Raw genomic sequence first — 25694 nt, forward strand, 5'->3', positions numbered from 1 at the left:
CCGCCGGCCGCCGCCGGTACGTACACAATTTGATACCCGCCCGCTTGATACCCGTCCGCGCACCCGTTACATACCGGTTTCCGGTGACTCGTCCCCGGGTCGGCCGCCGCCGCCCGGCCGCAGGTCGTCCCCCGGTGCCAGCGCCAGCAGTTCTCTCAGCCCTTCGTCGAGGCCCAGGTGTCCCTGCTCGGACCCCGGCGGCACCAGCCGCAGAGTGCGCTCCAGCCACGCGGAGACCGCCGAGGCCGGCGCCTCCAGCATGGCCTCGCCGTCCGGCGAGTTCAGCGCCATGCAGACCAGGCTGCGGCCGTTCACCTTCGTCGGCCACACCAGGACATCGCCCTGGCCGCACGGCCGGAACACGCCCTCGACGAGCAGTTCGCGGGCGAACGTCCACGTCACGGGCGAGTCCGAACCCACATGAAAGGTGACATGGACGGCGTAGGGGTCATCCGCCCGGTACGTCAGCCGGGCCGGTACCGGGACGCTCCGCTCCGGCGACAGGACCAGTTCCAGCTCCAGCTCTCGCTCCACCACGATGTGCATGAGGTACGCCTCTCTCGTTCGTTCGCGCGGACCTGGGACCTGGCCCGCACGGAAGGGAGAGGCGCCGGACGCCGGACTCTTACACGACTTCGTACAACTTTTTTCCGGGATCTCTTCCAGGTGGTCGTGAACGGGCAGGAGCGCCGAGGCGCCCCGCGTCTGATAGATGTGGACGCCGCGTTGCGGCAGACTGCTGCCCACACCCACCAGGCCGAGTACAGATACGGGACTTCGGACATGAGCGCCCCTACCGCAGGATCCGCCGGCGGCAGCCCCACGCCAGGCTTCTACCCGGATCCGTCCATCCCCGGCTACATCCGGTACTGGAACGGTGCCGCATGGGTGCCGGGCACCAGCCGGCCCGCACCCGCGGAGGGCGAGGCGATGCCCGCGCCGCCGCCCGGCGCGGTCCCGCCGCCTGCCCCCACCCCCGCCGCGCCCGCCGTCGAGGAGACCGGACCGGTCTTCCTCGACGAGGACGGGCCGGACGGCGGCGGCAGCGGTCTTCCCCCGGCACGCCGCGGCGGTGAGGCCGAACCGGCCTCCGCCTGGCAGGCCGACGCCTCCCGGCAGAGCGGCTTCGGCGACGGCGACCGGGTCTCCTGGGGAGCGCTGGACCGTACGCCCGCGGGCGCGCCGTCGGCCGCCGCGTCCTGGGGCGCGGTGCCGCCGCAGCGCGATGAGCAGGGCGCTGACGGGGCTGGGGCAGGGGCCGCGGCGGCCGGGGCGGCCGAGATGCCCGGTACGCCCTCGCCCGCCACGCCCGCGCCGCGCGCCCCCGAGGGCCGGGCCGACGGGACGGTCCCGATCCGCGCCGTCAACCCGGCCGCGCGCCGCCCGGACTCCGGCGACCAGGGCACCACGGCCATCCGGGCGGTACGTCCGAACGCCGGCGAATCCGGCGCGTCGGGCCGACCCGGGACGCCCGGCAGTCCCGCCACACCCGGCAATCCCGCCACGTCAGGCAGTCCCGCCACACCTGCCGCACCTGCCGCACCCGCCAAGGGCAAGGAGACGATGGCGATTCGGCTCGGTGGCGGCGGCCGCCCGCAGTCCGCCGCCGCGCCCGGTGGTGGTGCCCCGCAGTCGCTGTCGTCCGTGGGGGACCGGCAGCAGGGGCAGCCGGCCGCGCCGCACCAGGCTCCCGGTCCCCAGGCCTCCGGACGTCAGGCCCCCGGACACCAGGCTCCTGGCCACCCGGCGTCCGCCGCACAGGCCCCCGTACAACAGGCGCCCGTACAACAGCCCCCGGCCCAGCAGGCGTCCGCCCAGCAGGCGTCCGTGCCCTCGGCCGGTTTCCCGGCGCAGGGCGGCGGCGCCGCTCCCGGCCCGCAGGGCGACGGCGCCGAGGGCGCGCTCCCCTGGAAGCCGCCGACCGCCGATGTCTTCTTCGCGGCCGCGCAGGCCGCACAGGGCCACCCGGCCGGGCTCGGCCGCAGGCTGGCCGCCCGGCTGATCGACACCCTGGTGCTGGGCGCGGTCACCGCGGCGGTGGCGGTCCCGATGTGGAGCACCGTCACGGAGCACATCGACGCCAAGGTCGAGGCGGCCCGGCAGTCCGGCCGCCAGGTGACGGTCTACCTCCTCGACGGCACCACCGCACCGGTCTTCGCCACGATCCTGGCCGTACTGCTGATCGGCGGCGCGCTGTACGAGGCGCTGCCGGTCCTCAAGTGGGGCCGCACCCTGGGCAAGAAGCTCTGCGGGGTACGGGTCCTCGACATCGAGAGCCATGACACCCCGGCGCTCGGTGCCGCGCTCAAGCGCTGGTTCGTCTACAGCCTGCTCGGTGTGCTGGTCGTCGGAGTGGTGAACGCGGTGTGGTGCGTCTTCGACAAGCCGTGGCGGCAGTGCTGGCACGACAAGGTGGCGCGTACGTTCGTCGCGTCCGGCTGACCCACCCGATGGGTCGCTGACCCGCTGACCCGCTGACCCGCTGACCCGCTGACTCGATGGGTCGATGGGTCGCTGACTCGCTGACCCGCCGGGCCGCCGGGTGGGGGCGCCCGGTAGCCCGCCCGGCGGGGGGCGCCCGGTAGCCCGAACGGACTTCGCCGGATGCGCCCGGCCGTGACAAGGGGTCGACTCGGGCCATGAGTACCGAGCAACCCGGCAACGGCTCCCCGCGTCACGACGCACCGCAGGGCGGCGGCCCGGGCGGTGGCCCGGGCGGTGGCGAGGGGGCGCCGCCTCCGGGCGGACCCCCGGCGGGCGGTCCGCCTCCGGGTGCGCCCCCGCCGGGAGGCCCACCTCCGGGACCCCCGCCTCCGCCGGGCGGTGGCCCGTATGCCGGTGACCCCTACGGCGGCCAGTACGGCGGACCGTACGGGGCGGCGGCCGATCCGCTGGCCGGGATGCCCCCGCTGGCGAACCGGGGCCGCCGCCTGGTGGCCCGCATCATCGACGCGATCCTCATCGGCGTGCCGGTATCCGTGATCATGAGCGTGATCGTCGGCGGCGTGGACTACTTCAGCACCAGCAGCGCGGAGGCCGGCAAGCAGTCCACGGTCTCGGGCGTCACGATGCTGGCGTACCTCGTCTATGAGGGGCTGATGCTGGCCCATCGTGGCCAGACCGTCGGCAAGATGGCGATGAGTATCCGGGTGGCGATGCTCTCCAACGGCTCCATCCCGACCGGCCAGGCGGCCTGGGTCCGGGCGGCGGTCTATACGCTGCCGGAGATCGTGCCCTGCTGCGGCTTCCTCTTCTGGCTGGTCAACGTCCTGTGGTGCACCTGGGACAAGCCGTATCAGCAGTGCCTGCACGACAAGGCGGCGAAGACCGTGGTGGTCTCCACGCGGACCGGGTAGCGCCGGGTAGCGCCGTATGCGCGTACCGGCCGCGCCCAGCCGCGCTCGGCGCCGACCGTGACCGACGGCGCTACGGCGCTACGGCGCTACGGCGCCACGGCATCCCGACGCGCTCAGCGCGAGTGCTCCAACGGCGCGGTACCGGAAGGCGAGTTGGCGCCTACGGCATGCCGGCGGACCACTCGTGACGCCTTGACCTCGACCTTGGCCGCAGGGGCCGCGCCGGCCGCCCTGGCCGCTTGGGACACCTTCGGGGCCGGGGCAGTCACGGCGACGAGCAGGCCGAGCCCGAGCCCGGCGACGGCGATGACCGCGACCCCGGTCCCGGTCCGCGTCTGCGAGAGCAGCAGCATCGCGAGGGTGGCGAGAAAGACGGTGGCCGAACCGTAGACGAGCTGGGTGGCAGTCGGACGAGGCATGGCGGAATCCGTCCTCGGGGGATCATCGGGGGATCAGCAGCGTGCGGGGTGCGGTGGCGGTTCACGGCGCGCCGCTTCACGGCGGTGTCGTACAAAGGCGCGCCGGCGACACGAGCTTACGGTCCTCACTGCCCCCGCGGAACGCCAAGTAAGCGTGACCTAACCCACGGTACGGAAGCACGGGGGCGCACACCGCGGCGGCGTCTTCGTACGCATGGGGGAGTCATCCCTGTTCGAGCGGGGGCGCATGCCCCACGGGCATATCCGCCCCAGGCGTCACGCGTGGATCCCCGGCCGTAAGGCGCGAACGCCACAACGCGCGAACGCCGCAATGTGCGAACGCCGCAACGCGCGAACGCCGCAACGCGCACGAACGCCGTACGCACGGATTCCGTATCTCGCGGACCGAGTAACGTACTTCCCTGACGTGCCCAAGTCAAGATCTGTCTTTTCCGGCGTACTTCCGGTCGAATGCCCTCGAACAGTGACCGTGTTCGAAGGGGAGGACCGCGCCAAGTGAGAGATCAGAGAAGGGTGTTCAGATCGGCCGCCCTGGCCACGGCGATCGCCGCGATGGGGGCGGCCGCTTTGTCGTCAGGGGTGGCGATCGCCGACACGCAGGGCCCGTCGCCCGTCGCCGTGCGCCAGGACCCGGCGCCCGAACGGAGCGTGGACCACGATCTCAAGGGCCCGTTCAGCGACCGGCAGGCGGCCGATCGCAAGGAAGCGCTGCAGCAGGTCATCGCCGGTGACGCCAAGGCGACCGAACGGGGCGGCTCCCAGGTCGTCAAGCTCGGCAAGAGCAAGTACGTCGAGCTGGCCCGGGAGAAGACCGACCGCATCTTCACCATTCTCGTGGAGTTCGGCGACAAGGTCGACGACACCACGATGTTCGACCCGGACGGCGACGGCCCCAAGCCCCCGGAGAAGAAGTACGGCGGCGACCCGGGCCCGGCGCACAACCGGATAGCCCAGCCGGACCGTGCCAAGGACAACAGCACGGCCTGGCAGAAGGACTACAACCGGCAGCACTTCCAGGACCTCTACTTCTCGCACGACAAGAAGAAGCAGTCGCTCGCCAAGTACTACGAGAAGCAGTCCTCGGGCCGCTACTCGGTCGAGGGCGAGGTCTCCGACTGGGTCAAGGTCGACTGGAACGAGGCCCGTTACGGCTCCAACTACTGCGGCGGCACCAACTGCCCCAGCGCCTGGGACCTGATCCGCGACGGCGTCAATCAATGGGTCAAGGACCAGAAGGCCAAGGGCCGCACCGACGCCCAGATCAAGGCCGACCTCGCCACGTACGACCAGTGGGACCGCTACGACCACGACGGCGACGGCAACTTCAACGAGCCCGACGGGTACATCGACCACTTCCAGATCGTGCACGCCGGCGAGGACGAGTCCGCCGGCGGCGGCGCCCAGAAGACCAACGCCATCTGGGCGCACCGCTGGTACGCGTACGGCACCGACTCCGGCAAGACCGGCCCCGCCGACAACAAGGCCGGCGGCACCCAGATCGGCGACACCGGCATCTGGGTCGGTGACTACACCATGCAGCCGGAGAACGGCGGCCTCGGCGTCTTCGCCCACGAATACGGCCACGACCTGGGCCTCCCGGACGAGTACGACACCACCGGAACCGGCGAATCCTCCGTGGACTTCTGGTCGTTGATGTCGGCCGGCTCCTGGCTCGGCACCGGCAAGGACACCATCGGCGACCTGCCCGGCGACATGAGCGCCTGGGACAAGCTGCAGCTGGGCTGGCTCAACTACGCCAAGGCGAAGGCCGCCACCAGGTCCAGCCACAAGCTGGGCGTCGCCGAGTACAACACCAAGGACAAGCAGGCGGTGGTCGTCGAACTGCCTGCCAAGAAGCGCACCACCGACATCGTCAAGCCCGCGGAAGGCTCCAAGCAGTGGTGGAGCGGTATGGGCAACGACCTGAAGAACACCCTCACCCGGCCCGTCGACCTCACCGGTAAGGCCAAGGCGTCGCTGACGCTCAAGGGCTGGTGGGACATCGAGAAGGACTACGACTTCGCCTACGCCGAGGTCTCCACCGACGGCGGCGCCAACTGGACGGCCCTGGACGGTACCGCCGGCGGCCGGGCCATCCCGCGCGACGGCAGCGACAAGCCCGCCCTGACCGGCACCGTCGAGGGCTACCAGGACCTCGTCTACCCGCTGGACGCCTACGCCGGCAAGAAGTTCGACCTGCGCTTCCGCTACCAGACCGACGGCGGCGCCGCCCAGAAGGGCTTCGCGGCCGACACCCTCAGCGTCGTCGCCGACGGCAAGCCCCTCTTCACCGACAACGCCGAGGACGGCGCCAAGGGAGACAAGGGCGGCAACGGGGACAACGGCTGGTCCAGCAAGGGCTTCTCGCGCATCGGCGCGTCCTTCACCAAGGACTACCCGCAGTACTACCTCGTCGAGAACCGCCAGTACGTGTCGTACGACAAGACCCTCAAGGCCGGCCCGTACAACTTCGGCTGGCGGACGGACCGGCCGAGCTGGGTGGAGCACTTCCCGTACCAGAACGGCGTGCTGATCTGGCTGTGGGACACCTCGCAGCAGGACAACAACGTCGGCAAGCACCCCGGCTACGGGCAGATCCTCCCGGTCGACGCGCACCCCAAGGCCGAGCGGTGGGCGGACGGCAAGCTGATGCGCAACCGCTTCCAGTCCTACGACTCGACCTTCACCCGCTTCCCGACCGACGCCCTCACCCTCCACAACGACGGCAAGCCGGTCACGATCACGTCCAAGAAGGGCGTCACGACCTTCGACGACCGGAACGGCGTCTACTACGACAAGGCGAACCCGACCGGCGGTGTGATCGTTCCTGACACCAACACCAAAATCATGATCACCAAGGAGGCCAAGGATGGCTCCACGGTGGAGATCAAGGTCGGACCTTCCGCTAAGCGATAGGTAAAACTGCAGGTCAGAGCCGAATCGGCCGTTGCCCTCTAGCGGGCGGCGGCCGATTCGCGTTTAGATGCATCTTGCAGTTCCTTGTTGACGCCAAGTCTCACGGGGGAGATATGTCCATGTCCGGTGGCGGCTTCAGCAGGCTTCCCGACGGAAGCGTGGTGGTCGCCCTCTCACTGCCCAGACCGCCCCACGGCCCACGACCGGGGCCGGGGCCAGGGGCTGGGCCGGGCCTCGGGTCCGGGGCCGATACCGGCTCCGCGGCTGATACCGGCTCCGGGTCTGATATCGGCTCCGGGGCGGGGCCGTACGACTGCGGCTGCCGCGTCCGGGTCCTGGTGCACGCCGTGAACCGCCAGCGCGCCCTGACCAGGCTGCGCAACCTCGGTCTGCGGTCCGTCTACCTCCGCGGCAACACCGTGCCGCCCACCCCGGACGAGATCACGGCCGTCCTGCACCATCCGGACGGCCTGGTCTGGCGCGAGGCCCCGGATGACGACACCGAGTCCTGGCACCCGATACGGGCCCTGTGGCGGGTGCCGCCGCCCCCGCCGGGACCGGCGAACCGTCCGTCGCCCCAGGGCCCCGCCAGGGCCCAGAGCCCGGCCAGGAGCACGCCGCCCCCGGGCGGGAAACGCGCCGCTTGACGCACCCGCAGGCATCCAGCTGTGTCTGTTCAGGGGCGTGGGGCGCGGGGTAACCGTTCAGGCGCCGCCCGCGAGCACCGGCTTGCCGGACAGCTCGATGCCGGCCGCCCGCATCTCGTCGAGCGCCCGCTCGGTGGTGTGGGCGGCCACCCCGGCCGTCAGGTCCAGCAGGACACGCGTCCGCAGCCCGGCGCCGACCGCGTCCAGCGCGGTGGCGCGCACACAGTGATCAGTGGCGAGGCCGACCACGTCGACCTCGGTGACGTCATGCGCGTGCAGCCAGTCCGCGAGCGGGGTGCCGTTCTCGTCCGTGCCCTCGAAACCGCTGTACGCGGCCGTGTAGGCCCCCTTGGAGAAGACCGCGTCGATCGCGCCGGAGGCGATGGCCGGGGCGAAGTTCGGGTGGAAGCCGCTGCCCTCCGTGCCGGCCACGCAGTGCGTCGGCCAGGACCGCGCGTAGTCCGGCTGGACGGAGAAGTGCTCGCCGGGGTCGACGTGGTGGTCCCGCGTGGCCACGACATACCGGTAGCCGCCGCCGGCCGCCTGCCCGATCAGATCGGTGATGGCCGCCGCGACATCCGCACCTCCCGCCACCGCGAGACTGCCGCCCTCGCAGAAGTCGTTCTGTACATCGACGACGATCAATGCCCGGTGCATGGTGCGTGCCTTCCGGCTGGGAATCGAGGAGGGGCGCGGTGTGTTGGTGTGACCGAGGGTAGCCACTGGGCAGCCATTCCGGGAGTGGGGCCACGCCCTCTCCCTCCGCCCCGCGGTCCGTGACCCACAGCGGGAAATCGGTCCGTGACTCACAGTGGAGAAAGTGACTCACGGCAGGGAACGAATAACGCTCGGTAATCGTTGCCGGATCATAGGAGGTGTTCACGAGGCAGGCCCGAAGCAGCGGAGGTGGTCACGAGGCAGGCCCGAAGCGGCGGCAGGCGAGCAGCTGAAGGCGATGGTAGGGCCATCAGAGGCAGGCCCGAAGCAGATGCCTCACGCGAACTGGCTCGCCCCGTCAGGCGAACTCGGTCGGCAGGACAGGTTCCCCGCGCGACAGCTGGGTCGCCGACAGCGGTAGCTGGGCTCGGGCGGCCATATGCCGGTCGCGCGCGGCCTCCAGCGGTTCGCGGGCCACCACCGTGCCCCGGCTCACCAGCGGTACCTGGAGCTGGCGCTCCGCCAGCTCCGCCGGGACCGGTCCGGTGCCGACGACCTCGGCCTCCGCGACGCCGCTCTCGTCGAGCCGACGGGCGGCCCACTTGCGGCCGCCGTTCGAGCTCTTGGCGCCCATCGACTTCTTGGCCACCGGCCGCAGCGGGGCGCCCGGCTCGTCGCTGTCGGCGCGGGCCACCAGCTTGTAGACCATCGAGCATGTCGGGTGCCCGCTGCCGGTCACCAGCTGGGTGCCGACCCCGTACGCGTCCACCGGCGCGGCGGCCAGTGAGGCGATGGCGTACTCGTCCAGGTCGCTGGTCACCACGATCCTGGTCTTGGTGGCGCCCAGCTCGTCCAGCTGCTGCCGCACCCGGTGGGCGATCAACAGCAGATCGCCGGAGTCGATCCGTACGGCGCCGAGGCCGGGGCCGGCCACCTCCACCGCGGTGCGCACCGCCTCGGCGACGTCGAAGGTGTCCACCAGCAGTGTGGTGCCGCTGCCGAGGGTGTCGACCTGGGCGGTGAAGGCGTCCCGCTCGGTGTCGTGCAGCAGGGTGAAGGCGTGGGCGCTGGTGCCGACGGTGGGGATGTTGTAGCGGAAGCCGGCCGCCAGGTCGGACGTGGTGTGGAAGCCGCCGACGTACGCGGCGCGGGCCGCGGCCACCGCGGAGAGCTCGTGGGTGCGGCGGGCGCCCATCTCGATCAGGGGGCGCTCGCCGGCCGCCACCGACATCCGGGAGGCGGCCGCGGCCACCGCGGAGTCGTGGTTGAGGATCGAGAGGATCACCGTCTCCAGGAGGACGGCCTCGGCGAAGGTGCCCTCGATCCGCATGATCGGGGAGCCGGGGAAGTAGACCTCGCCCTCCGGGTAGCCCCAGATGTCGCCGCGGAAGCGGTAGTCGGCGAGCCAGTCCAGCGTCGGCCCGTCGAGGATGTCGCGCTCCCGGAGGAAGCCGAGGATGGTCTCGTCGAAGCGGAAGTTCTCCACCGCGTCCAGCACTCGGCCGATGCCGGCCACCACGCCGTAGCGGCGGCCCTCGGGCAGCCGGCGGGTGAAGACCTCGAAGACGGAGCGCCGGTCCGCCGTACCGGACCGCAATGCGGCCTGGAGCATGGTGAGTTCGTACTGGTCGGTGAAGAGCGCGGTCGACGGCACGGCCACCGGCAGCCCCAGGTCTCCAACGTTCACTTCGGCATACCTCGCAATTCCATCCATGCATGCCGTATCAGGCACCGGCCGGGGGTCGGTCGACCCTCGGCGACGGCTGCTGATGTCACGGCCTCCGGGAGATGCGGCATGCGAAGATCCTACCTCGCACTATCGTCACTTTGACGATAGTGGGGGTGTGGCTTCGGACACCCCTCCATCCCTCCACCCCTCGCGGCCGAGCCGGCTGCCCCGAGGAGTTCCGTCCCATGCCGTCGAACCTGCCTCGAACCTGCCTCGAATCTGCCGGCGAAACGAAGAGGTACCGGAGACGCTTCAGCGCTGCCGGCGAAACGAATCTGCCGTCGAACCCTCGGCACGGAATCCCTCAGGGACCCTCAGGGGCTTCTCGGGGCCCCTGAGGGCCGGCGCGTGGCACGCCGACGTGGCCTGTGCGAGGGGCATTTGTGCACCGCTCGCCCCCGGGTGGCAGCATGGGGCCTGTGAACGCCCACCCGTCACCCACGACCAAGCTGCGGCCGCATCGCTGTACGCTCAGCGTCCCGGTCGAGATCGAGCGTCCCGAGTCGAGCGAGGCCCCCTTCGAGGTCCCCGAACCCGACGTTCCGTGGGTCACGATCGTCCACAACGACCCCATCAACCTGATGAGCTACGTCTCCTATGTCTTCCAGACGTACTTCGGTTACTCCAAGGACAAGGCGCACCAACTGATGCTCGACGTCCACCACAAGGGCCGCGCCGTGGTCTCCAGCGGCAGCCGCGAGGAGATGGAACGGGACGTGCAGGCCATGCACGGCTACGGCCTGTGGGCGACTCTCCAGCAGGACCGCCGATGACCGGGCACTTCGAGCCGCTGCCGGACGGCGGCGCCGCCGTTCCGCTCGACGAGGTCGAGATCTCCATCCTGCGCAGCCTCGCCGTTCAGTTGATGGAGCTGGTCGGTCCGGGCGAGGAGCCCGCCGAGGGGGAGGGCGCGGACCTGCTGGCGTCGGTCTTCAACAACGGCCCCAGCGAGCCGCCGGCCGATCCGGTACTGGCCCGGCTCTTCCCCGACGCGTACGGGGGGCCGGATCTCGTCCCCGACGACGATGTCCGCGCCGCCGCCGCCGAATTCCGCCGCTATACGGAGAACGACCTGCGTTCCCGCAAGCGCGCGGACGCCCTCGCGCTGATCGGTGCGCTGGACGCCCTCTCGCCCACAGGGGGCGAGGCGGTGCTGCGGCTGAAGCCCGATGAGTGCCGGCAGTGGCTGGGCGCGCTCAACGACCTCCGGCTGGCCGTCGGCACCCGCCTGGAGGTCACCGATGAGGAGGACGGCGGCGAGCTGCTGCGGCTTCCGGACAGCGATCCGCGCAAGCCGATGGTGATGGCCTACCTCTGGCTGGGCGGACTCCAGGAGACGCTCGTCGAGTCGATGATGGGCTGAGCCTGAGGCCGCGTCTGAGCCTGAGCCTGAGGCTCAGGCTGGGGCTGGGTCTGAGGCTCAGGCTGGGGCTGGGTCTGAGGCTGAGTTGGGTCGAGCTGGGCTGAGCTGAGTGACGGGCGTGCTCTTACTCTCCGTTGCCAGCCGGTACCTTACTCTCTGTTGCCAACCCTTACCTTTTGTCGCTTCTCGCGGCCTTCGGTGCCGGCGCTGCCCTCGCCCTGTGTGTTCGTTCAGCGGACGCTCGGGTTCGCATATCGATCGCGTCACACCTATCCCATGTTTCTTGCCGGAGATCGCCCCTGTTTGTCCGGTTTTGCTGGATGGGTGTTGTGCGTCACCCCTAGTGATCATTGAAGTTGCGTGATAAATGTTCACGACCTGCCGTGTGTGACGCCACCCCTGTCGCTGCGGGAGCGCTGCGCCGACCGACCGTCGGCGTGCGGGAACTCCATCCGGGGGGATCGGGATCCGATCCGGACAGGCCGGGTCGGTATGGAGAGAGGCGCACCACTAATGACCTCTGTGCAGGTCAGTAAGCAGAACGACGGAAGCGAGACCGCTGGCAAAGCCTCTGAAGAGGGTTATCAGCGCGGTCTCGGAAGCCGTCAGATCCAGATGATCGCCATTGGTGGCGCCATCGGTACCGGCCTGTTTCTGGGGGCCGGAAAGGCGATCTCAAAGGCGGGGCCGAGCATCATCCTGGCCTACGCCATCGTCGGCCTGGTCATTTTCTTCATCATGCGGGCCCTGGGCGAACTGCTCATGTACCGGCCCGTCTCCGGGTCCTTCTCGGAGTACGGCCGGGAATTCCTGGGGCCGTTCATCGGCTTTGTGACCGGCTGGACGTACTGGCTTTTCTGGGTGGTGACCGGCATCACGGAAGTGACCGCCGCGGCCACGTATGTGCAGTACTGGAACAAGGGCATACCGCAATGGGCCTCCGCGCTCGTCTTCACCTGCGCGCTCTTCGGTATCAACCTGATCTCCGTGAAGATCTTCGGTGAGCTGGAATTCTGGTTCTCGATGGTCAAGGTCACCGCGATCCTCGGCATGATCCTGATCGGCCTCGGTGTGATCCTGGTCGGCTTCTCCGACGCCGGCGACACCGCGTCCTTCAGCCTGCTGTGGTCCGATGGCGGTTTCTTCCCCAAGGGCATCGGCGGCACGCTGATGACGCTGCAGATCGTGATGTTCGCCTTCCTCGCCGTCGAACTCGTCGGCGTCACGGCGGGCGAGGCGACCAACCCCAAGAAGGTCCTGCCCAAGGCCATCAACACCGTGCCGTGGCGGATCGGCCTCTTCTACATCGGTGCGCTGATCATCATCCTGTCCGTCGTCAGCTGGACGGTCTTCAAGCCGAACGTCAGCCCGTTCGTCGCCGCCTTCCAGCAGATCGGCCTGCCCGCCGGCGCCGGCATCGTCAACTTCGTCGTTCTGACCGCCGCGCTGTCCTCGGCGAATTCCGGTATGTACTCCACCGGCCGGATGCTGCGCGATCTCGCGCTCAACGGCCAGGGCCCGAGGTTCTTCACCAAGCTGAGCAAGAACGGACTGCCCACCTGGGGCACCGGCGTCTCGGTCGCGATGATGCTCTTCGGTGTCTGGATCAACTACCAGTGGCCGGGCGAGGCGTTCAACTACGTCGTCTCCTTCGCCACCATCTCCGGTATGTGGGCCTGGATCGTCATCCTGGCCTCGCAGCTGCGCTACCGCGCCAAGGCGAACCGCGGTGAGCTGCCGCAGTCCGAATTCAAGGCCCCCGGTGCCCCGTACACCTCGATCTTCGCGCTGTGCTTCATCGGCATGGTGATCGTGATGATGGCCCTGGACCCGGACGCCCGGATCTCCCTCTACGCGGCCCCCGTGTGGGCGCTCCTCCTCGCCGTCGGCTACTTCTGCATCAAGCGGCGGGAGGCGGCCGGCGTCGCGGCGAAGTAGGGCCGAGAAGCAGGATTGAGAAGTAGGGCTGAGGAGCAGGATCGAGCCGCCCGTCCGGGCCGTCCTGTCCAGCATGCGGGCCCGTACGTACCACCCTTCGGTACGTACGGGCCCTCTGCCTTCCCGCCCGTCTCCCTCCACCACCCGCAACGGAGCTCCCCCAGGCTCCGCCCGGGGGGACCCCCATCGCGCGCCCCTCTCTATTCTTGGCGCCATGCTGACCCTCACCAAGGCCCTCTACGACCAGATCGTCGGGCATGCCCGCCAGGACCACCCCGACGAGGCCTGCGGCGTGGTCGCCGGCCCGGCCGGCAGCGGCCGCCCCGAGCGGTTCATCCCGATGCTGAACGCCGCCCGCTCACCCACCTTCTACGAGTTCGACTCCTCCGACCTGCTCAGGCTCTACCGCGAGATGGACGACCGGGACGAGGAGCCGGTGATCATCTACCACTCGCACACCGCCACCGAGGCCTACCCCTCGCGTACCGACCTGTCCTACGCGAACGAGCCCGGCGCGCACTATGTACTGGTCTCCACCGCCGACACCGACGACGCCGGGCCCTTCCAGTTCCGCTCGTTCCGGATCGTCGACGGCGAGGTCACCGAGGAAGAGGTCGAGGTCGTGGCGGAGTATGTCTGATCGCGATCTCGTGATCGTTTGACCGCGACCTCGTGATCGTTGCGTGTGTCCAGTGATCGCGTTTCTTGATCGCGTCCCACCTGTCGTGCACCGAACGTTCGCATCGTGGGACGAGGTTCCAATACCCGGACCGGGAATCGATACGATGACCGCATGGTTGACCACGACGTGAGCGAGAAGAAGCCGGGCACGCTGCTGCTCGCTCCGCTCGTCACGCGCCGCTCCGCATCCGCCCTGCTGGGCGCGTTCGGCTGCGGAGCCGCACGGCTGCACGTCGATCTGTGCCGCCTGTCCAGCGCCATGTGTCCGCGCTGCGCCGCCGTCTGACCCGGCCGAGCCCGGGGCGTGCGGCACCCGCCGCCCCGCACCCCGCACCTCCGGCGTCACCCGACGCCCTCCCGGCACGCGCCGTACGTACCGCCGTGCCACGGACGCACCGCCACCGTCACCGCACCCACTCCGACAGGAGAACTCCCATGGCCATCGAGGTCCGCATCCCGACCATCCTGCGCAGCTACACCGACGGCAAGAAGGCCGTCGAGGGCAGCGGCGCGACCCTCGCCGACCTCTTCGCCGACCTGGAGAGCCGGCACACCGGCATCCGCGCGCGCCTCGTCGACGACGGCGAGCAGCTGCGCCGCTTCGTGAACGTCTACCTCAACGACGAGGACGTCCGCTTCCTCGAGGGCATCTCCACCAAGCTGGCCGACGGCGACAGCGTCACGATCCTGCCGGCGGTGGCCGGGGGAATGAGCTGACGGTGCGGTACGACTCCCCGCTGGCGGCGGTCGGGAACACCCCTCTCGTCCGCCTCCCGCGCCTCTCGCCCTCCGACGACGTCCGCATCTGGGCGAAGCTGGAGGACCGCAACCCCACGGGATCCGTCAAGGACCGGCCCGCGCTGCACATGATCGAACAGGCCGAGAAGGACGGCCGGCTCACCCCCGGCTGCACGATCCTGGAACCGACCAGCGGCAACACCGGCATCTCGCTCGCCATGGCGGCCAAGCTCAAGGGCTACCGCATGGTGTGCGTCATGCCGGAGAACACCTCCGCGGAACGGCGCGAACTGCTCGCCATGTGGGGCGCCGAGATCATCTCCTCGCCCGCGGCCGGCGGGTCCAACACGGCGGTCCGGGTCGCCAAGGAGCTCGCCGCCGAGCATCCCGACTGGGTGATGCTCTACCAGTACGGGAACCCCGACAACGCCGGTGCGCACTACACCACCACCGGCCCCGAGATCCTGGCCGACCTCCCTTCCGTCACCCACTTCGTGGCCGGGCTGGGCACCACGGGCACGCTGATGGGCGTCGGCCGCTATCTGCGCGAGCACGTCCCCGGTGTGCAGATCGTCGCCGCGGAGCCGCGCTACGACGACGTGGTCTACGGTCTGCGCAACCTCGACGAGGGCTTCATCCCCGAGCTGTACGACGAGTCCGTGCTCACCACCCGCTTCTCGGTCGGCTCCGAGGACGCGGTCCGCCGCACCCGTGAACTCCTCGCCGAGGAAGGCATCTTCGCGGGCATCTCCACCGGCGCGGTCCTGCACGCCGCGCTCGGCGTCGGCCGGAAGGCGGTCCGGGCGGGCCGGAGCGCCGACATCGTCTTCATCGTCGCCGACGGCGGCTGGAAGTACCTCTCCACCGGCGTGTACACCGCCGAGTCGACGGAGGCCGCGATCGAGGCGCTGCGGGGCCAGCTCTGGGCGTAGGGCGCTGCTGCGGAGATCCGCCGGAAGCACCCCAAGTCCTGTTGTCGTACGGGGTGCCCGGCGGGTACCGCGGAGGGCACCCCGTACGGGCGTACGGGGTGTCAGCCCGGACTGGTGATTCCGCCCACAGCTCGCCCCGCCGGAGGAGCGGCGCGACCTCTGGCGCCTTACGCTCGTGGGCACCGCACCGACCGTCCGGGCCCCGGCACGACCCGGCAAGGCCCCGCCGGGACACCCCGACCGCCGGCCGCCGACCGCCGCCCCCGCCCACGGAGGTTCACGCCCGTATGAAGCTCACTGTCGTCGGATGCTCGGGGTCGTTCCCCTCCACGGAGTCGGCCTGTTCGAGCTACCTCCTGGAGGCCGACGGCTTCAGGCTGCTCCTCGACATGGGCAACGGAGCCCTCGGCGAGCTGCAGCGCCACTCCGGCCTCTACGACCTCGACGCCGTCCTCCTGTCACACCTGCACGCCGACCACTGCATCGACCTGACCGGCTATTTCGTCGTGCGCTACTACCCCCCGGACGGCGACCGGTGCGCGCCGATGCCGGTCTACGGGCCGGCCGGCACCGAGCACCGGCTGACCGTCGCGCACGCCGACCTGCCGCACGACGGCGCGATGAGCGAGGTCTTCGACTTCCGCACGCTGGAACCGGGCACCCGCACCATCGGGCCGTTCACCGTCCGTACGGAGCGGGTCAGCCACCCGATGGAGGCCTTCGGCTTCCGTATCGAGCACAACGGCAGCTCCCTGACGTACTCCGGCGACACCGGGCCCTGCGCGGCGCTGGACACCCTCGCGGCCGGTACCGACTTCTTCCTGTGCGAGGCGTCGTTCACGTACGGCAAGGAGGACATCCCGGATCTGCACCTCAACGGGAGGGAGGCCGGCGAGCACGCCCGGCGGGCCGGTGCCGGCCGGCTGGTGCTGACCCACATCCCGCCGTGGACCGACCCGGACATCAGCGTCCGCGACGCGCAGAAGGTCTACGACGGGCCGGTCGAGGTGGCCAAGGCGGGCGCGGTCTACGAGATCTGACGTCATGGCGGGGGACCTGCTGGCGGGCGCAGGAGACCTGCCGTACGGCGAAGGGCCCCGGAGCCTGTCGGCTCCGGGGCCCTTCGGTGTGCGCATGCGGGGTGGATCAGGCCTTGAACTGGGCCTTTTCCAGCTCGGCGATCTCCTCGTCGGACTCACGGCCCGGCGTGGGGAGGTTGAACTTCGTGATGGCGAAGCGGAAGACCACGTAGTACAGCGCGGCGAAGCAGAGACCCGTCAGCGCCAGCAGCCACGGCTTGGTGGCGATGCCCAGGTTGAGCACGTAGTCGATGGCGCCGGCCGAGAAGCCGAAACCGTCCTTCATGCCCAGGGCCCAGGTCAGCGCCATCGAGACGCCGGTCAGCACCGCGTGGATCGCGTAGAGCACCGGGGCGATGAACATGAACGTGAACTCGATCGGCTCGGTCACGCCGGTGACGAAGGCGGTCAGCGCGAGCGAGAACATCATGCCGCCGACGACCTTGCGGCGCTCGGGGCGGGCGCAGTGCGTGATCGCGAGGCAGGCCGCGGGGAGCGCGAACATCATGATCGGGAAGAAGCCGGTCATGAACTGGCCGGCGCTCGGGTCGCCCTCCAGGAAGCGGGCGATGTCGCCGTGCTTGCCGTTGAAGTCGCCGGCCTGGAACCAGGGGAAGGAGTTCAGCAGGTGGTGCATGCCGACCGCGATCAGACCGCGGTTGGCGACGCCGAAGATGCCCGCGCCCACGGCGCCGGAGCCGACCAGCCACTCGCCGAAGCTGTGCAGCGCGGTGCCGAGGACCGGCCAGACGTAGCCGAAGGCGACGCCTATCAGCAGGCCCGCGAAGGACGCCAGGATCGGCACGAGGCGCCGGCCGCTGAAGAAGCCCAGCCAGTCCGGGAGCTTCTTGCGGCTGTAGCGCTGGTAGAGCAGGGCGACCACGATGCCCATCACCACACCGCCGAGGACACCCGCGTTCACCGGCGCGGCGACCTCGGCCACCTTGCCGTCGACGACCTGCTGGACCTTGGGCAGGTTGCTGTCGGTGAAGGTGCCCAGCACCTTGCTGAAGACCAGGTAGCCGACGACGGCGGCCAGTGCGGTGGAACCGTCCGCCTTCTTGGCGAAGCCGATGGCGATACCGACCGCGAACAGCAGCGGCATGTTGTCCAGGAGCGCACCGCCGCCCGCCGCCATGAACTCGGCGATCTTGTTGATGAAGGCGGGGAGCGACTCCCGGCCCAGCATGTCGTCGTGGCCCAGGCGGACCATCAGCGCGGCTGCGGGCAGAGTGGCGATCGGCAGCATGAGGCTGCGGCCGATGCGCTGGGCCACGGCCATCACGCTGGAGCCGCGGCCCTTCTTCTGGGGGGCCGCCGTGGCGGTGGCCGAACTCATCGGATTCCTCCTGGTGAGGCGGGCACTCGGAAAGGGGGGACGGCCCGCTGGTTGGTCTGCACCTTGGTCTACACCACTAGTGGTTTAGACCAGTTTTAGCATGGGCGCCAGGCGCAAAGGAATCCATCATTCCAAGTGGTATGGACCACATGGCTACCGCCCCCCGGAACATGCCGCCGGAGCCGCTACTTGATGTTCTCCCGCTCCATGGCGTCGCCCACCTCGGCCGGCTCCCGCCCCGGAGTCTGCAGATCGAATTTCGTGATCACGAAACGGAAGACGGCGTAGTAGAGCACCCCGAAACACAGGCCGATGGGAATGATCAACCACGGCTCGGTGGCCAGCCCCCAGTTGATGACGTAGTCGATCAATCCGGCCGAGAAGCTGAAACCGTCATGCACGCCCAGCGCCCAGCTCACCGCCATCGACACCCCCGTGAGAACGGCGTGCAGCCCGTACAGCACCGGCGCCACGAACAGGAAGGAGTACTCGATCGGCTCGGTCACCCCCGTGACGAGCGAGGTCAGGCCGACCGACAGCATCATCCCCGCGATCTCCTTGCGGCGATGCGGTCTGGCGCAGTGGGCGATCGCCAGTGCCGCGGCGGGCAGCGCGAACATCATGATCGGGAAGAACCCGGTGGTGAACTGACCGGCGTGCGGATCGCCCGCGAGGAATCGGTTGATATCGCCATGGACGACCGTGCCGTCCGGTTTGCTGAAACTGCCGAACTGGAACCAGACGAACGTATTGAGGAACTGGTGCAGGCCCACCACCAGCAGCGCACGGTTCGCCACCCCGAAAATTCCCGCACCCCACGCACCCAGCGCCGTCAGCCATTCACTGAAATGCGTCAGCGCGTCACCCACCGGCTGCCAGGCGAACAGGCACACCACCGCGAAGGCCAGCCCGACGAACGCCATGACGATCGGGACCAGCCGGCGGCCGTTGAAGAAACCCAGCCAGTCCACGAGCTTCACCCGGTGAAAACGCTGCCAGAGCCAGGCGGTCAGAAACCCCATCACAATGCCGCCGAAAACCCCGGGATTCTGGTACGCGGCCTGCGTCACCGTCGCGGACGTGTCCACGCACACCCCGCCCCACAGTCCCGCCTGGGTATACGTCTGCCCCGTGGCGCACCCCGCCGGGAAGGCGTGCAGCACCGAGTAATAGACCAGAAAGCCGGTCACCGCGGCGAGCGCGGTCGAGCCGTCCGCCTTCTTCGCCATCCCGATCGCCACACCGATGCAGAACAGCAGCGGCAGCCCCAGCCCCGAATCCAGCAGCGCCCCGCCGGCCGCCGCGAACACCGTGCCCACCGCGTCCCAGCCCAGCCCCTCCGCGCCGAACACATCCGGCTGGCCGAGACGGTTGAGGATCCCGGCGGCGGGCAGGACGGCGATCGGCAGCTGGAGACTGCGCCCCATCTTCTGCAGCCCCTGGAAGAGGTTCGCTCCCCAGTGCCTCCCTGGCGCCGCCGCCGACGTCGCATCCGCACTCATCCGCGTCCTCCCGGCGGTTCCGCGTCCTCCCGGCAGTCGGCCCGTCGGTGACAGGCCCGTCGGCGACCGGCCCGATGCGTGCCGCATACTGGTGGCCATACTGGTGGTGTAGACCATTCGGTGCGCGCCGGACGGCCGACTTTCCGGCCGTCCGGCGCGCACCGCGGCGATCACCGTCCTGGTGATCGCCATCCTTCGCCAGACGACGGATATCCGCCCAGATAGTTGGGCTGAACGTGCGTTAACGTGCGTTACGGTGTGAAAACCGCGCGGCTGAACCGCCGGCGGCCGAGACAAGCAGGAGTGGACATGGCCAGCAAGGCTGAGAAGATCGTCGCCGGGCTCGGCGGCCTCGACAACATCGAAGAGGTCGAGGGCTGCATCACCCGCCTCCGCACCGAAGTCGCCGACGCCTCCCTGGTCGACGAGGACGCCCTCAAGGCCGCCGGCGCCCACGGCGTCGTCAAGATGGGCACCGCCATCCAGGTCGTCATCGGCACCGACGCCGACCCGATCGCCTCCGAGATCGAAGACATGATGTGAGCTGACCGGCCGACCAGTACTTGGGCCCCGTTCCGGACCCCCTGACCACTACCGGAACGGGGCCCTCGCCATAGGCCGGAACGGGGCCCTCGCCATATGCCGATAGGGTCTACGCCATGTCTCGCATCGACGGCCGCACACCCGAACAGCTCCGCCCGGTCACCATCGAACGCGGCTGGAGCAAGCACGCCGAAGGCTCCGTCCTCGTCTCCTTCGGCGACACCAAAGTCTTCTGCACCGCATCCGTCACCGAAGGCGTACCGCGCTGGCGCAAGGGCACCGGCGAAGGCTGGGTCACCGCCGAATACTCGATGCTGCCCCGCTCCACCAACACCCGCGGCGACCGCGAATCCGTACGTGGCAAGATCGGCGGCCGGACGCACGAGATCAGCCGCCTCATCGGCCGCTCGCTCCGCGCCGTCATCGACTACAAGGCCCTCGGCGAGAACACCATCGTCCTGGACTGCGACGTCCTCCAGGCAGACGGCGGCACCCGCACCGCCGCCATCACCGGCGCCTACGTCGCCCTCGCCGACGCCGTCACCTGGGCCAAGGGCAAGAAGCTCATCCGCCACGGCCGCCAGCCCCTCACCGGCACCGTCTCCGCCGTCAGCGTCGGCATCGTCGACGGCACCCCCCTCCTCGACCTCTGCTACGAGGAAGACGTCCGCGCCGAGACCGACATGAACGTCGTCTGCACCGGCGACGGCCGCTTCGTCGAGGTCCAGGGCACCGCCGAGGCCGAACCCTTCGCCCGCGAGGAACTCAACGCCCTGCTCGACCTCGCCGTCGCCGGCTGCGCCGACCTCGACGCCGCCCAGCGAGCGGCACTGGCCGCGACCCTCTGACGGCCTGAGGGCCGGGTGCCGGCCCTGAGGGGGAGGAGAGCCCCTCCTCCCCCTTCCGCCGCTGCTGCGACGCTGTGACACTCGGCCGTCGTCGAGCCGAACTCCGCCCGCACGCCCGCTCTTTGAGGCTTTCAGGGCAACCAAATACCCCCCACCCCGCGTTTCTTCCTTTGCCCAGGCATGACCATGACCTGATCATGACCAACGGAAGGATCCGCGCCATGGCTCGTCCCCGCACTTCCGGTACTTCCCGCGCTCCCGGCACTTCCCGCACTTCCGGCGCTCCCGGCACTCCCGGTACGTGCCGCAGCCGCCGGCTCACGCCCGCCGTCGCCGCGCTGGTCGCCGCCGCCGTCGCCGTTCCCCTGCTCTCCGCCTGTGGGGCAGTCCAGAAGGCCGTGGGCTGCGCCAAGACCGCCACCTCCGTCGTCAACGCCGTCGACAAACTCCAGCAGGCCGTCGGTGACTCCCTCACCGACCCGCAGGAGTCCCAAGAGGCCCTCGACGACATCGAGAAGAACCTCAAGAAGGTCAGCGACGAGGCCGGCGACCCGGAGCTGTCCCAGGCCATCGACAAGACGAACAACGGCATCAAGCGCGCCCGCAAGGCGATCGAGGACGGCGTGGTGCCCAACATCAAGCCGATCGCCGACGGCGCGAGCGAGATGGCCGAGGTCTGCACGCCGGGCTAGCCCCCGCCGGCGGTAGCGGGGGGGGGCAGGCACACCAGGGGGACATAGCGGGGACATAGCAGCGGGGTCACGTCGGCCGGGGCACAGCCGGGATAATCACGTCCCATGCAGTCACCAACCGGCGGACACCCCGCGACCCCCCGCCGCCTCATCCTCGCCACCCGCAACGCCGGCAAGCTCACCGAGCTCCGCGCCATCCTCGACGCGGCCGGCCTCGCCGTCGAACTCGTCGGCGCCGACGCCTACCCCGACCTCCCCGACGTCAAGGAGACCGGCGTCACCTTCGCGGAGAACGCCCTCCTGAAGGCCCGCGCCCTCGCCGAGGCCACCGGCCACCCCGCCGTCGCCGACGACTCCGGCCTCTGCGTCGACGTGCTGGGCGGCGCGCCCGGCATCTTCTCCGCCCGCTGGGCCGGCAGCCACGGCAACGACCGGGCCAACCTCGAGCTCCTGCTGGCCCAGCTCTCCGACATCCCCGACGAGCACCGCACCGCCCACTTCGCCTGCGCCGCGGCCCTCGCCCTCCCCGACGGCACCCAGCGCGTGGTCGAGGGCACACTCGAGGGGACCCTGCGCCGTACCCCCGCCGGCACCGGCGGCTTCGGCTACGACCCGATCCTCCAGCCGCAGGGGGAGACCCGCACCTGCGCCGAGCTGACCCCCGAGGAGAAGAACGCGATCAGCCACCGGGGGAAGGCCTTCCGCGCGCTGGCCCCGGTGGTGCGGGAGCTGTTGGGCTGAGACCCGGCCGGCCGGTGAACGGCGAAGGCCCGGACCCGCGTTGTGCGGGGCCGGGCCTTCACATCCAAGAGCTGGGCCTTCAAAACCAAGATCAGTGCGGCCGGTGGGACTCGAACCCACACGCCTCGAAGGCACTGGTACCTAAAACCAGCCTGTCTCACCAGTTCCAGCACGGCCGCGCATCGAAGCCATACTACTGGTTGGCGGCCGCGCGGTGGTGAGGGGCCGCCGTCCCGGCCGCCGAACCAGCGCCAAGTGCCGGTGGCTGCGTGACAGTTGGGGCGGGCGGGATCGGATACGTCAACAGGTCCCTGGAGCCACGCATGAGCCACGCATGAGTCGCGTATGAGCCACGCAGGCGGTGGTTCGTCTCCGTGTACCCGTCCGCCTGAGGCGCGCGACGTGGCCGAGGCGAGCCGAGGCTGGATGAACCGGGCGCGAGGTACGTCACTCGCCGGTGCGCTGTACGGGGCGCCGTGGCTGGGGTATCCAGGCTGAAGTATCCAGAGGTGGCGCAGGGCTTGTTACAAGACTGGTACAAAGCTGCGCGGTCACTGCAGGATTGGGGCAATCAGCCCGTGCGGCGGGGGCGGGAGAGTGGTAGGGCCGGGCGCGGCATTGGTGTGTGCAGGTGGGGCACGGTGCGTGATCCCCGGGAGGAGATGGTGATGACCGACCGCGAAGGGTCCCGCTGGGTTCGGGGCCGTATCGCGCTGGTGGCCTTCGTCGTGGTGACGGCGCTGGCGGCCGGCGGGGTGTGGTTCAGCCAGGCGACGGACCGCGCGTCGGCGGTGGATGCGGCGCCGAAGACCTCGGCGGTGCAGAGCGGCAAGCAGGACGCCAAGCAGTCCGGCGGGCTGCCGGGCGTACGGGACTGCGGGTTCGGCAAACCGGAGATCAAGCCCGAGGTGATCACGCTGGCCTGCGCCGATGCCGGGATGGTGGCGACCGGCATCAGCTGGGAGAAGTACGGCGAGCGGGACGCGCTCGGTGCGGGTGTGGTGCAGGTGCAGAAGACCGCGGCCGGGGCCGGGGTGGACGCGGGGTTCCCGGCGACGTTCCGGCTGTACGGGCCGAAGGCGAGGGACGGCGAGCTGGCCTTCACGGGGCTCGAAGTGACGTACGAGGGCTCGACACCGTTCGGTGACACTACGGAGATGTACAACCTCGCGTGATGGGCATTCGAGGCCGGATCGCCCTGGCCATATCAGGTATGACGGCGCTGGCCGTGGTGGTGCTCGGCTTCGCCGTGCACCACATCGCCGGTGCGGAGCGGGAGCGCGCCGCGCGGGCGTACGCGGACGACCGGCTGAGTGCGGCGCTGCAGATCTACGAGCGGGTCGGCACGCCGGTGCTGGGTGCGCAGCTGGACGATACGACGCTGCCGCTGCCGCTGCGCGAGGCGGTGTTCAAGGGACGGTCGGGCACGTACGTCAGCGGTGGTGAGGATCCGCGGGTGTGGGCGGCGACCGGGGTGGGTGACCGGGGCGAGAGCGCCCCGGAGCGGACGCTGTCGGTGTCGGTGGCCTATCCGGACGACGATCCGACGCAGGTGGCGCTGGACCGGGCGCTGGTGATCGCCGGCGTCGGCACCGTCGCGCTGATGGCGGTGGTGTCGTGGTTCGTGGCGCAGCGGCTGTCGCGGCGGCTGCGGCTGAGTGCGGCGGCGGCGCGCCGGATAGCGGCGGGGGAGGCGCCGGACGCGGAGGCGCTGGCGAGCAAGGGCCGGGACGAGGTGGCCGAGCTGGGCCGCAGTGTGCATCACATGGCGACGTCGCTGGCGGCGCGGGTGGAGGCGGAGCGCGAGTTCACCGCGGATGTGGCGCATGAGCTGCGGACGCCGGTGGCCGGGCTGGTGACGGCGGCGGAGCTGTTGCCGGAGCCGCGGGCGGTGGAGATGGTCCGGGACCGGGCGCAGGCGATGCGGCGGCTGGTGGAGGACCTGCTGGAGGTCTCGCGCCTGGACGCGGGCGTGGAGCGGGCGGATCTGGACGCCTGTGAGCTGCCGTCGCTGGTGCGCGGGATCGTGCAGCGGGCGGCGCGGCAGCGCGGGGTGGACGAGGTGTCGGTCACCGTCGAGGGCGAGCCGCGGATCGTGGAGACGGACCGGCGCCGGGTGGAGCGGGTGCTGGTGAATCTGCTGGCGAACGCGGCGAAGCACGGGAAGCCGCCGATCGAGGTGGTGGTGTCCGGGTCGCGGATCGTGGTGCGCGATCACGGTCCGGGGTATCCGGCGGAGCTGTGTGCGGAGGGTCCGCGGCGGTTCCGTACGGCGGCGCCGGAGCGGGGCACCGGGCACGGTCTGGGGCTGACGATCGCGGCCGGTCAGGCGGAGGTGCTGGGTGCGCGGCTGGACTTCGGCGCCGCCGCGGAGGGCGGCGCCGAGGCGGTCCTGGAGCTGCCGTCGGACCTGGCGGAGCGGGAACCGGGGCCGGAGGCCGCCGTCCCGGGCACCTGAGCCGACGGCCGCCGTCCCAGGTCCCTGACCGGCGGCCCACCGCCCGGGTCCGTGGACCGGTGGCTACAGCCCCAGGTCCTTGATGATCTTGGCGACGTGGCCGGTGGCCTTGACGTTGTAGAGGGCGCGCTCGACCTTGCCGTCCTCGTCGACGATGACGGTGGAGCGGATGACGCCGGTGACGGTCTTGCCGTAGAGCTTCTTCTCGCCGAAGGCGCCGTAGGCGGTGAGGACCGTCTTGTCCGGGTCGCCGAGGAGCGTGACCTTGAGGTCTTCCTTCTCGCGGAACTTGGCGAGCTTCTCCGGCTTGTCGGGGGAGATGCCGATGACGTCGTAGCCGTGGCCGGTCAGGAAGTCGAGGTTGTCGGTGAAGTCGCAGGCCTGCTTGGTGCAGCCGGGGGTCAGGGCGGCCGGGTAGAAGTAGACGATGACCTTGCGGCCCTTGTGGTCGGCGAGCGAGACCTGCCGGCCGTCCGCGTCGGGCAGGGTGAAGGCGGGGGCGGTCTCGCCGGGCTGCAGTCGCTCGCTCATGACTCTCCTTGTGTGGGGCGGTACGGGGTGGGTGAGTGGGTCGGTCGGTACGCCCCCGACATTAGCCAGCCGGGGCGCGGGGCGGCCGCCGGGGCGGCGTGCGCGCGCGAAACGGGGGTGCTGTGGGGCGCGTCCGCAGGTGAGCTGACAGACTGGCCACCCCGAATGACGCGAGATGACGGAGGCAGCGCGGTGGCGGAGGCCAGGACCCCGGCGCAGATCGAGGCGGACATCGCCGCCAGACGGCAGGAGCTCGCCGTCACGCTCGACGAGATCGGGGTGCGGCTGCACCCGAAGACGATCGTCGACGGTGCGAAGGCGAAGACGATGGCCGCGGTGGACCGTACGGCGGGGCGGGCGTATGTGGTCGCCAACCGCGCGATCTCGGACATCCGGGCACAGCTGGTGGCGGAGGACGGGGCGCCGCGGCTGGAGCGGATCGTTCCGGTGGCGCTGATCGGTGTGGCCGTGGTGGGTCTGCTGTCGGTGCGCGCCAAGCGGCGCCGCTGACGGGACGCCTCGCGACGGACCAACGGCCGCCCCACGACGGGATCTACGGACGCC

26 protein-coding genes and 1 tRNA gene are annotated in these 25694 nt (G+C 70.2%); 19 read left to right on the forward strand and 8 right to left on the reverse strand.

The annotated features are described in order from the left end of the window. Positions 1 to 66 precede the first annotated feature (66 nt). A complete protein-coding gene (locus ACFY12_RS28570) occupies positions 67 to 546 on the reverse strand; it encodes an SsgA family sporulation/cell division regulator (protein ID WP_390718790.1) in 480 nt (159 codons plus the stop codon). Between the two features lie 237 nt (positions 547 to 783). Here ACFY12_RS28570 and ACFY12_RS28575 point away from each other — a divergent pair, with 237 nt between their 5' ends. Both ACFY12_RS28575 and ACFY12_RS28580 read left to right on the forward strand, forming a co-directional pair. Next, on the forward strand, positions 784 to 2442 hold the full coding sequence (locus tag ACFY12_RS28575) for an RDD family protein (RefSeq protein ID WP_390718791.1): 1659 nt from the start codon (positions 784 to 786) through the stop codon (positions 2440 to 2442). Positions 2443 to 2639: 197 nt separating this feature from the next. Continuing rightward, a complete protein-coding gene (locus tag ACFY12_RS28580) occupies positions 2640 to 3356 on the forward strand; it encodes an RDD family protein (RefSeq protein WP_390718792.1) in 717 nt (238 codons plus the stop codon). A 113-nt stretch (positions 3357 to 3469) separates the two neighbouring features. On the opposite strand, the gene ACFY12_RS28585 is transcribed toward ACFY12_RS28580, so the two are convergent. Beyond that, a complete protein-coding gene (locus ACFY12_RS28585) occupies positions 3470 to 3775 on the reverse strand; it encodes a hypothetical protein (protein ID WP_390718793.1) in 306 nt (101 codons plus the stop codon). 516 nt (positions 3776 to 4291) lie between these two features. On the opposite strand from ACFY12_RS28585, the gene ACFY12_RS28590 reads away from it, so the two are divergent. Continuing rightward, a complete protein-coding gene (locus ACFY12_RS28590) occupies positions 4292 to 6712 on the forward strand; it encodes an immune inhibitor A domain-containing protein (protein WP_390718794.1) in 2421 nt (806 codons plus the stop codon). Between the two features lie 119 nt (positions 6713 to 6831). Continuing rightward, a complete protein-coding gene (locus tag ACFY12_RS28595; protein ID WP_390718936.1) occupies positions 6832 to 7359 on the forward strand; it encodes a hypothetical protein in 528 nt (175 codons plus the stop codon). A gap of 57 nt (positions 7360 to 7416) precedes the next feature. On the opposite strand, the gene ACFY12_RS28600 is transcribed toward ACFY12_RS28595, so the two are convergent. Both ACFY12_RS28600 and ACFY12_RS28605 read right to left on the reverse strand, forming a co-directional pair. Then, the gene (locus tag ACFY12_RS28600; protein WP_390718795.1) at positions 7417 to 8016 is read right to left on the reverse strand and encodes an isochorismatase family protein; all 600 of its coding nucleotides are present in this window, start codon (positions 8014 to 8016) and stop codon (positions 7417 to 7419) included. 358 nt (positions 8017 to 8374) lie between these two features. Beyond that, complete coding sequence (locus ACFY12_RS28605) at positions 8375 to 9703, reverse strand: nicotinate phosphoribosyltransferase (RefSeq protein WP_390718796.1); 1329 nt, start codon at positions 9701 to 9703, stop codon at positions 8375 to 8377. 461 nt (positions 9704 to 10164) lie between these two features. Here ACFY12_RS28605 and clpS point away from each other — a divergent pair, with 461 nt between their 5' ends. The 8 genes from clpS (at position 10165) to ACFY12_RS28645 (ending at position 16437) form a co-directional block, all read left to right on the forward strand. Then, the gene (clpS, locus tag ACFY12_RS28610; RefSeq protein ID WP_390718797.1) at positions 10165 to 10518 is read left to right on the forward strand and encodes an ATP-dependent Clp protease adapter ClpS; all 354 of its coding nucleotides are present in this window, start codon (positions 10165 to 10167) and stop codon (positions 10516 to 10518) included. Continuing rightward, complete coding sequence (locus tag ACFY12_RS28615; protein ID WP_390718798.1) at positions 10515 to 11108, forward strand: DUF2017 domain-containing protein; 594 nt, start codon at positions 10515 to 10517, stop codon at positions 11106 to 11108. Before clpS ends, ACFY12_RS28615 begins: the two co-directional genes overlap by 4 nt. A 513-nt stretch (positions 11109 to 11621) precedes the next feature. After that, on the forward strand, positions 11622 to 13046 hold the full coding sequence (locus ACFY12_RS28620; protein ID WP_390718799.1) for an amino acid permease: 1425 nt from the start codon (positions 11622 to 11624) through the stop codon (positions 13044 to 13046). A 214-nt stretch (positions 13047 to 13260) separates the two neighbouring features. Next, entirely contained in the window at positions 13261 to 13686 is a 426-nt protein-coding gene (locus ACFY12_RS28625) for a Mov34/MPN/PAD-1 family protein (protein WP_390718800.1), read from the forward strand. A 153-nt stretch (positions 13687 to 13839) separates the two neighbouring features. Next, positions 13840 to 14013: a putative leader peptide gene (locus ACFY12_RS28630; protein WP_390718801.1), complete on the forward strand. Its 174-nt coding sequence runs from the start codon at positions 13840 to 13842 to the stop codon at positions 14011 to 14013. A 149-nt stretch (positions 14014 to 14162) separates the two neighbouring features. Then, a complete protein-coding gene (locus ACFY12_RS28635) occupies positions 14163 to 14444 on the forward strand; it encodes a MoaD/ThiS family protein (protein ID WP_390718802.1) in 282 nt (93 codons plus the stop codon). A gap of 2 nt (positions 14445 to 14446) precedes the next feature. Next, complete coding sequence (locus ACFY12_RS28640) at positions 14447 to 15397, forward strand: PLP-dependent cysteine synthase family protein (RefSeq protein WP_390718803.1); 951 nt, start codon at positions 14447 to 14449, stop codon at positions 15395 to 15397. A gap of 287 nt (positions 15398 to 15684) precedes the next feature. Beyond that, on the forward strand, positions 15685 to 16437 hold the full coding sequence (locus ACFY12_RS28645; protein WP_390718804.1) for an MBL fold metallo-hydrolase: 753 nt from the start codon (positions 15685 to 15687) through the stop codon (positions 16435 to 16437). A 106-nt stretch (positions 16438 to 16543) separates the two neighbouring features. Here the strand turns inward: ACFY12_RS28645 and ACFY12_RS28650 are convergent, their stop codons facing one another. Both ACFY12_RS28650 and ACFY12_RS28655 read right to left on the reverse strand, forming a co-directional pair. Next, positions 16544 to 17815 carry a PTS transporter subunit EIIC gene (locus ACFY12_RS28650; RefSeq protein ID WP_390718805.1) on the reverse strand — a complete coding sequence of 424 codons (1272 nt, stop codon included), beginning with the start codon at positions 17813 to 17815 and terminating at the stop codon, positions 16544 to 16546. 185 nt (positions 17816 to 18000) lie between these two features. Next, positions 18001 to 19317 (reverse strand): PTS transporter subunit EIIC, encoded by a 1317-nt coding sequence (locus ACFY12_RS28655; RefSeq protein ID WP_390718806.1) that lies wholly within the window; start codon positions 19315 to 19317, stop codon positions 18001 to 18003. A 309-nt stretch (positions 19318 to 19626) separates the two neighbouring features. Between ACFY12_RS28655 and ACFY12_RS28660 the strand changes: the two genes are divergently transcribed. The 4 genes from ACFY12_RS28660 (at position 19627) to rdgB (ending at position 22141) form a co-directional block, all read left to right on the forward strand. After that, the gene (locus tag ACFY12_RS28660) at positions 19627 to 19860 is read left to right on the forward strand and encodes a glucose PTS transporter subunit EIIB (protein WP_390718807.1); all 234 of its coding nucleotides are present in this window, start codon (positions 19627 to 19629) and stop codon (positions 19858 to 19860) included. Between the two features lie 116 nt (positions 19861 to 19976). After that, positions 19977 to 20708 (forward strand): ribonuclease PH, encoded by a 732-nt coding sequence (gene rph, locus ACFY12_RS28665; protein WP_390718808.1) that lies wholly within the window; start codon positions 19977 to 19979, stop codon positions 20706 to 20708. Positions 20709 to 20905: 197 nt separating this feature from the next. After that, positions 20906 to 21400 (forward strand): hypothetical protein, encoded by a 495-nt coding sequence (locus ACFY12_RS28670; protein WP_390718809.1) that lies wholly within the window; start codon positions 20906 to 20908, stop codon positions 21398 to 21400. A gap of 105 nt (positions 21401 to 21505) precedes the next feature. Next, positions 21506 to 22141, forward strand: a complete 636-nt coding sequence (rdgB, locus tag ACFY12_RS28675; protein ID WP_390718810.1) for an RdgB/HAM1 family non-canonical purine NTP pyrophosphatase — start codon at positions 21506 to 21508, stop codon at positions 22139 to 22141. Positions 22142 to 22236: 95 nt separating this feature from the next. Here the strand turns inward: rdgB and ACFY12_RS28680 are convergent. Next, positions 22237 to 22320: transfer RNA gene (locus ACFY12_RS28680), tRNA-Leu, on the reverse strand. A gap of 489 nt (positions 22321 to 22809) precedes the next feature. Here ACFY12_RS28680 and ACFY12_RS28685 point away from each other — a divergent pair. Beyond that, positions 22810 to 23316, forward strand: coding sequence for a hypothetical protein (locus tag ACFY12_RS28685; protein WP_390718811.1), 507 nt, complete (start codon positions 22810 to 22812; stop codon positions 23314 to 23316). Continuing rightward, positions 23316 to 24599 carry a sensor histidine kinase gene (locus ACFY12_RS28690; RefSeq protein WP_390718812.1) on the forward strand — a complete coding sequence of 428 codons (1284 nt, stop codon included), beginning with the start codon at positions 23316 to 23318 and terminating at the stop codon, positions 24597 to 24599. The genes ACFY12_RS28685 and ACFY12_RS28690 overlap by 1 nt, the downstream gene beginning before the upstream one ends. Before the next feature lie 63 nt (positions 24600 to 24662). Here the strand turns inward: ACFY12_RS28690 and bcp are convergent, their stop codons facing one another. Next, a complete protein-coding gene (gene bcp / locus ACFY12_RS28695) occupies positions 24663 to 25130 on the reverse strand; it encodes a thioredoxin-dependent thiol peroxidase (protein WP_390718813.1) in 468 nt (155 codons plus the stop codon). 192 nt (positions 25131 to 25322) lie between these two features. Between bcp and ACFY12_RS28700 the strand changes: the two genes are divergently transcribed. Continuing rightward, entirely contained in the window at positions 25323 to 25640 is a 318-nt protein-coding gene (locus ACFY12_RS28700; protein ID WP_390718937.1) for a DUF3618 domain-containing protein, read from the forward strand. Positions 25641 to 25694 lie beyond the last annotated feature (54 nt).

This window comes from Streptomyces sp. NPDC001339 (assembly GCF_042895955.1).
Classification (GTDB): domain Bacteria; phylum Actinomycetota; class Actinomycetes; order Streptomycetales; family Streptomycetaceae; genus Streptomyces.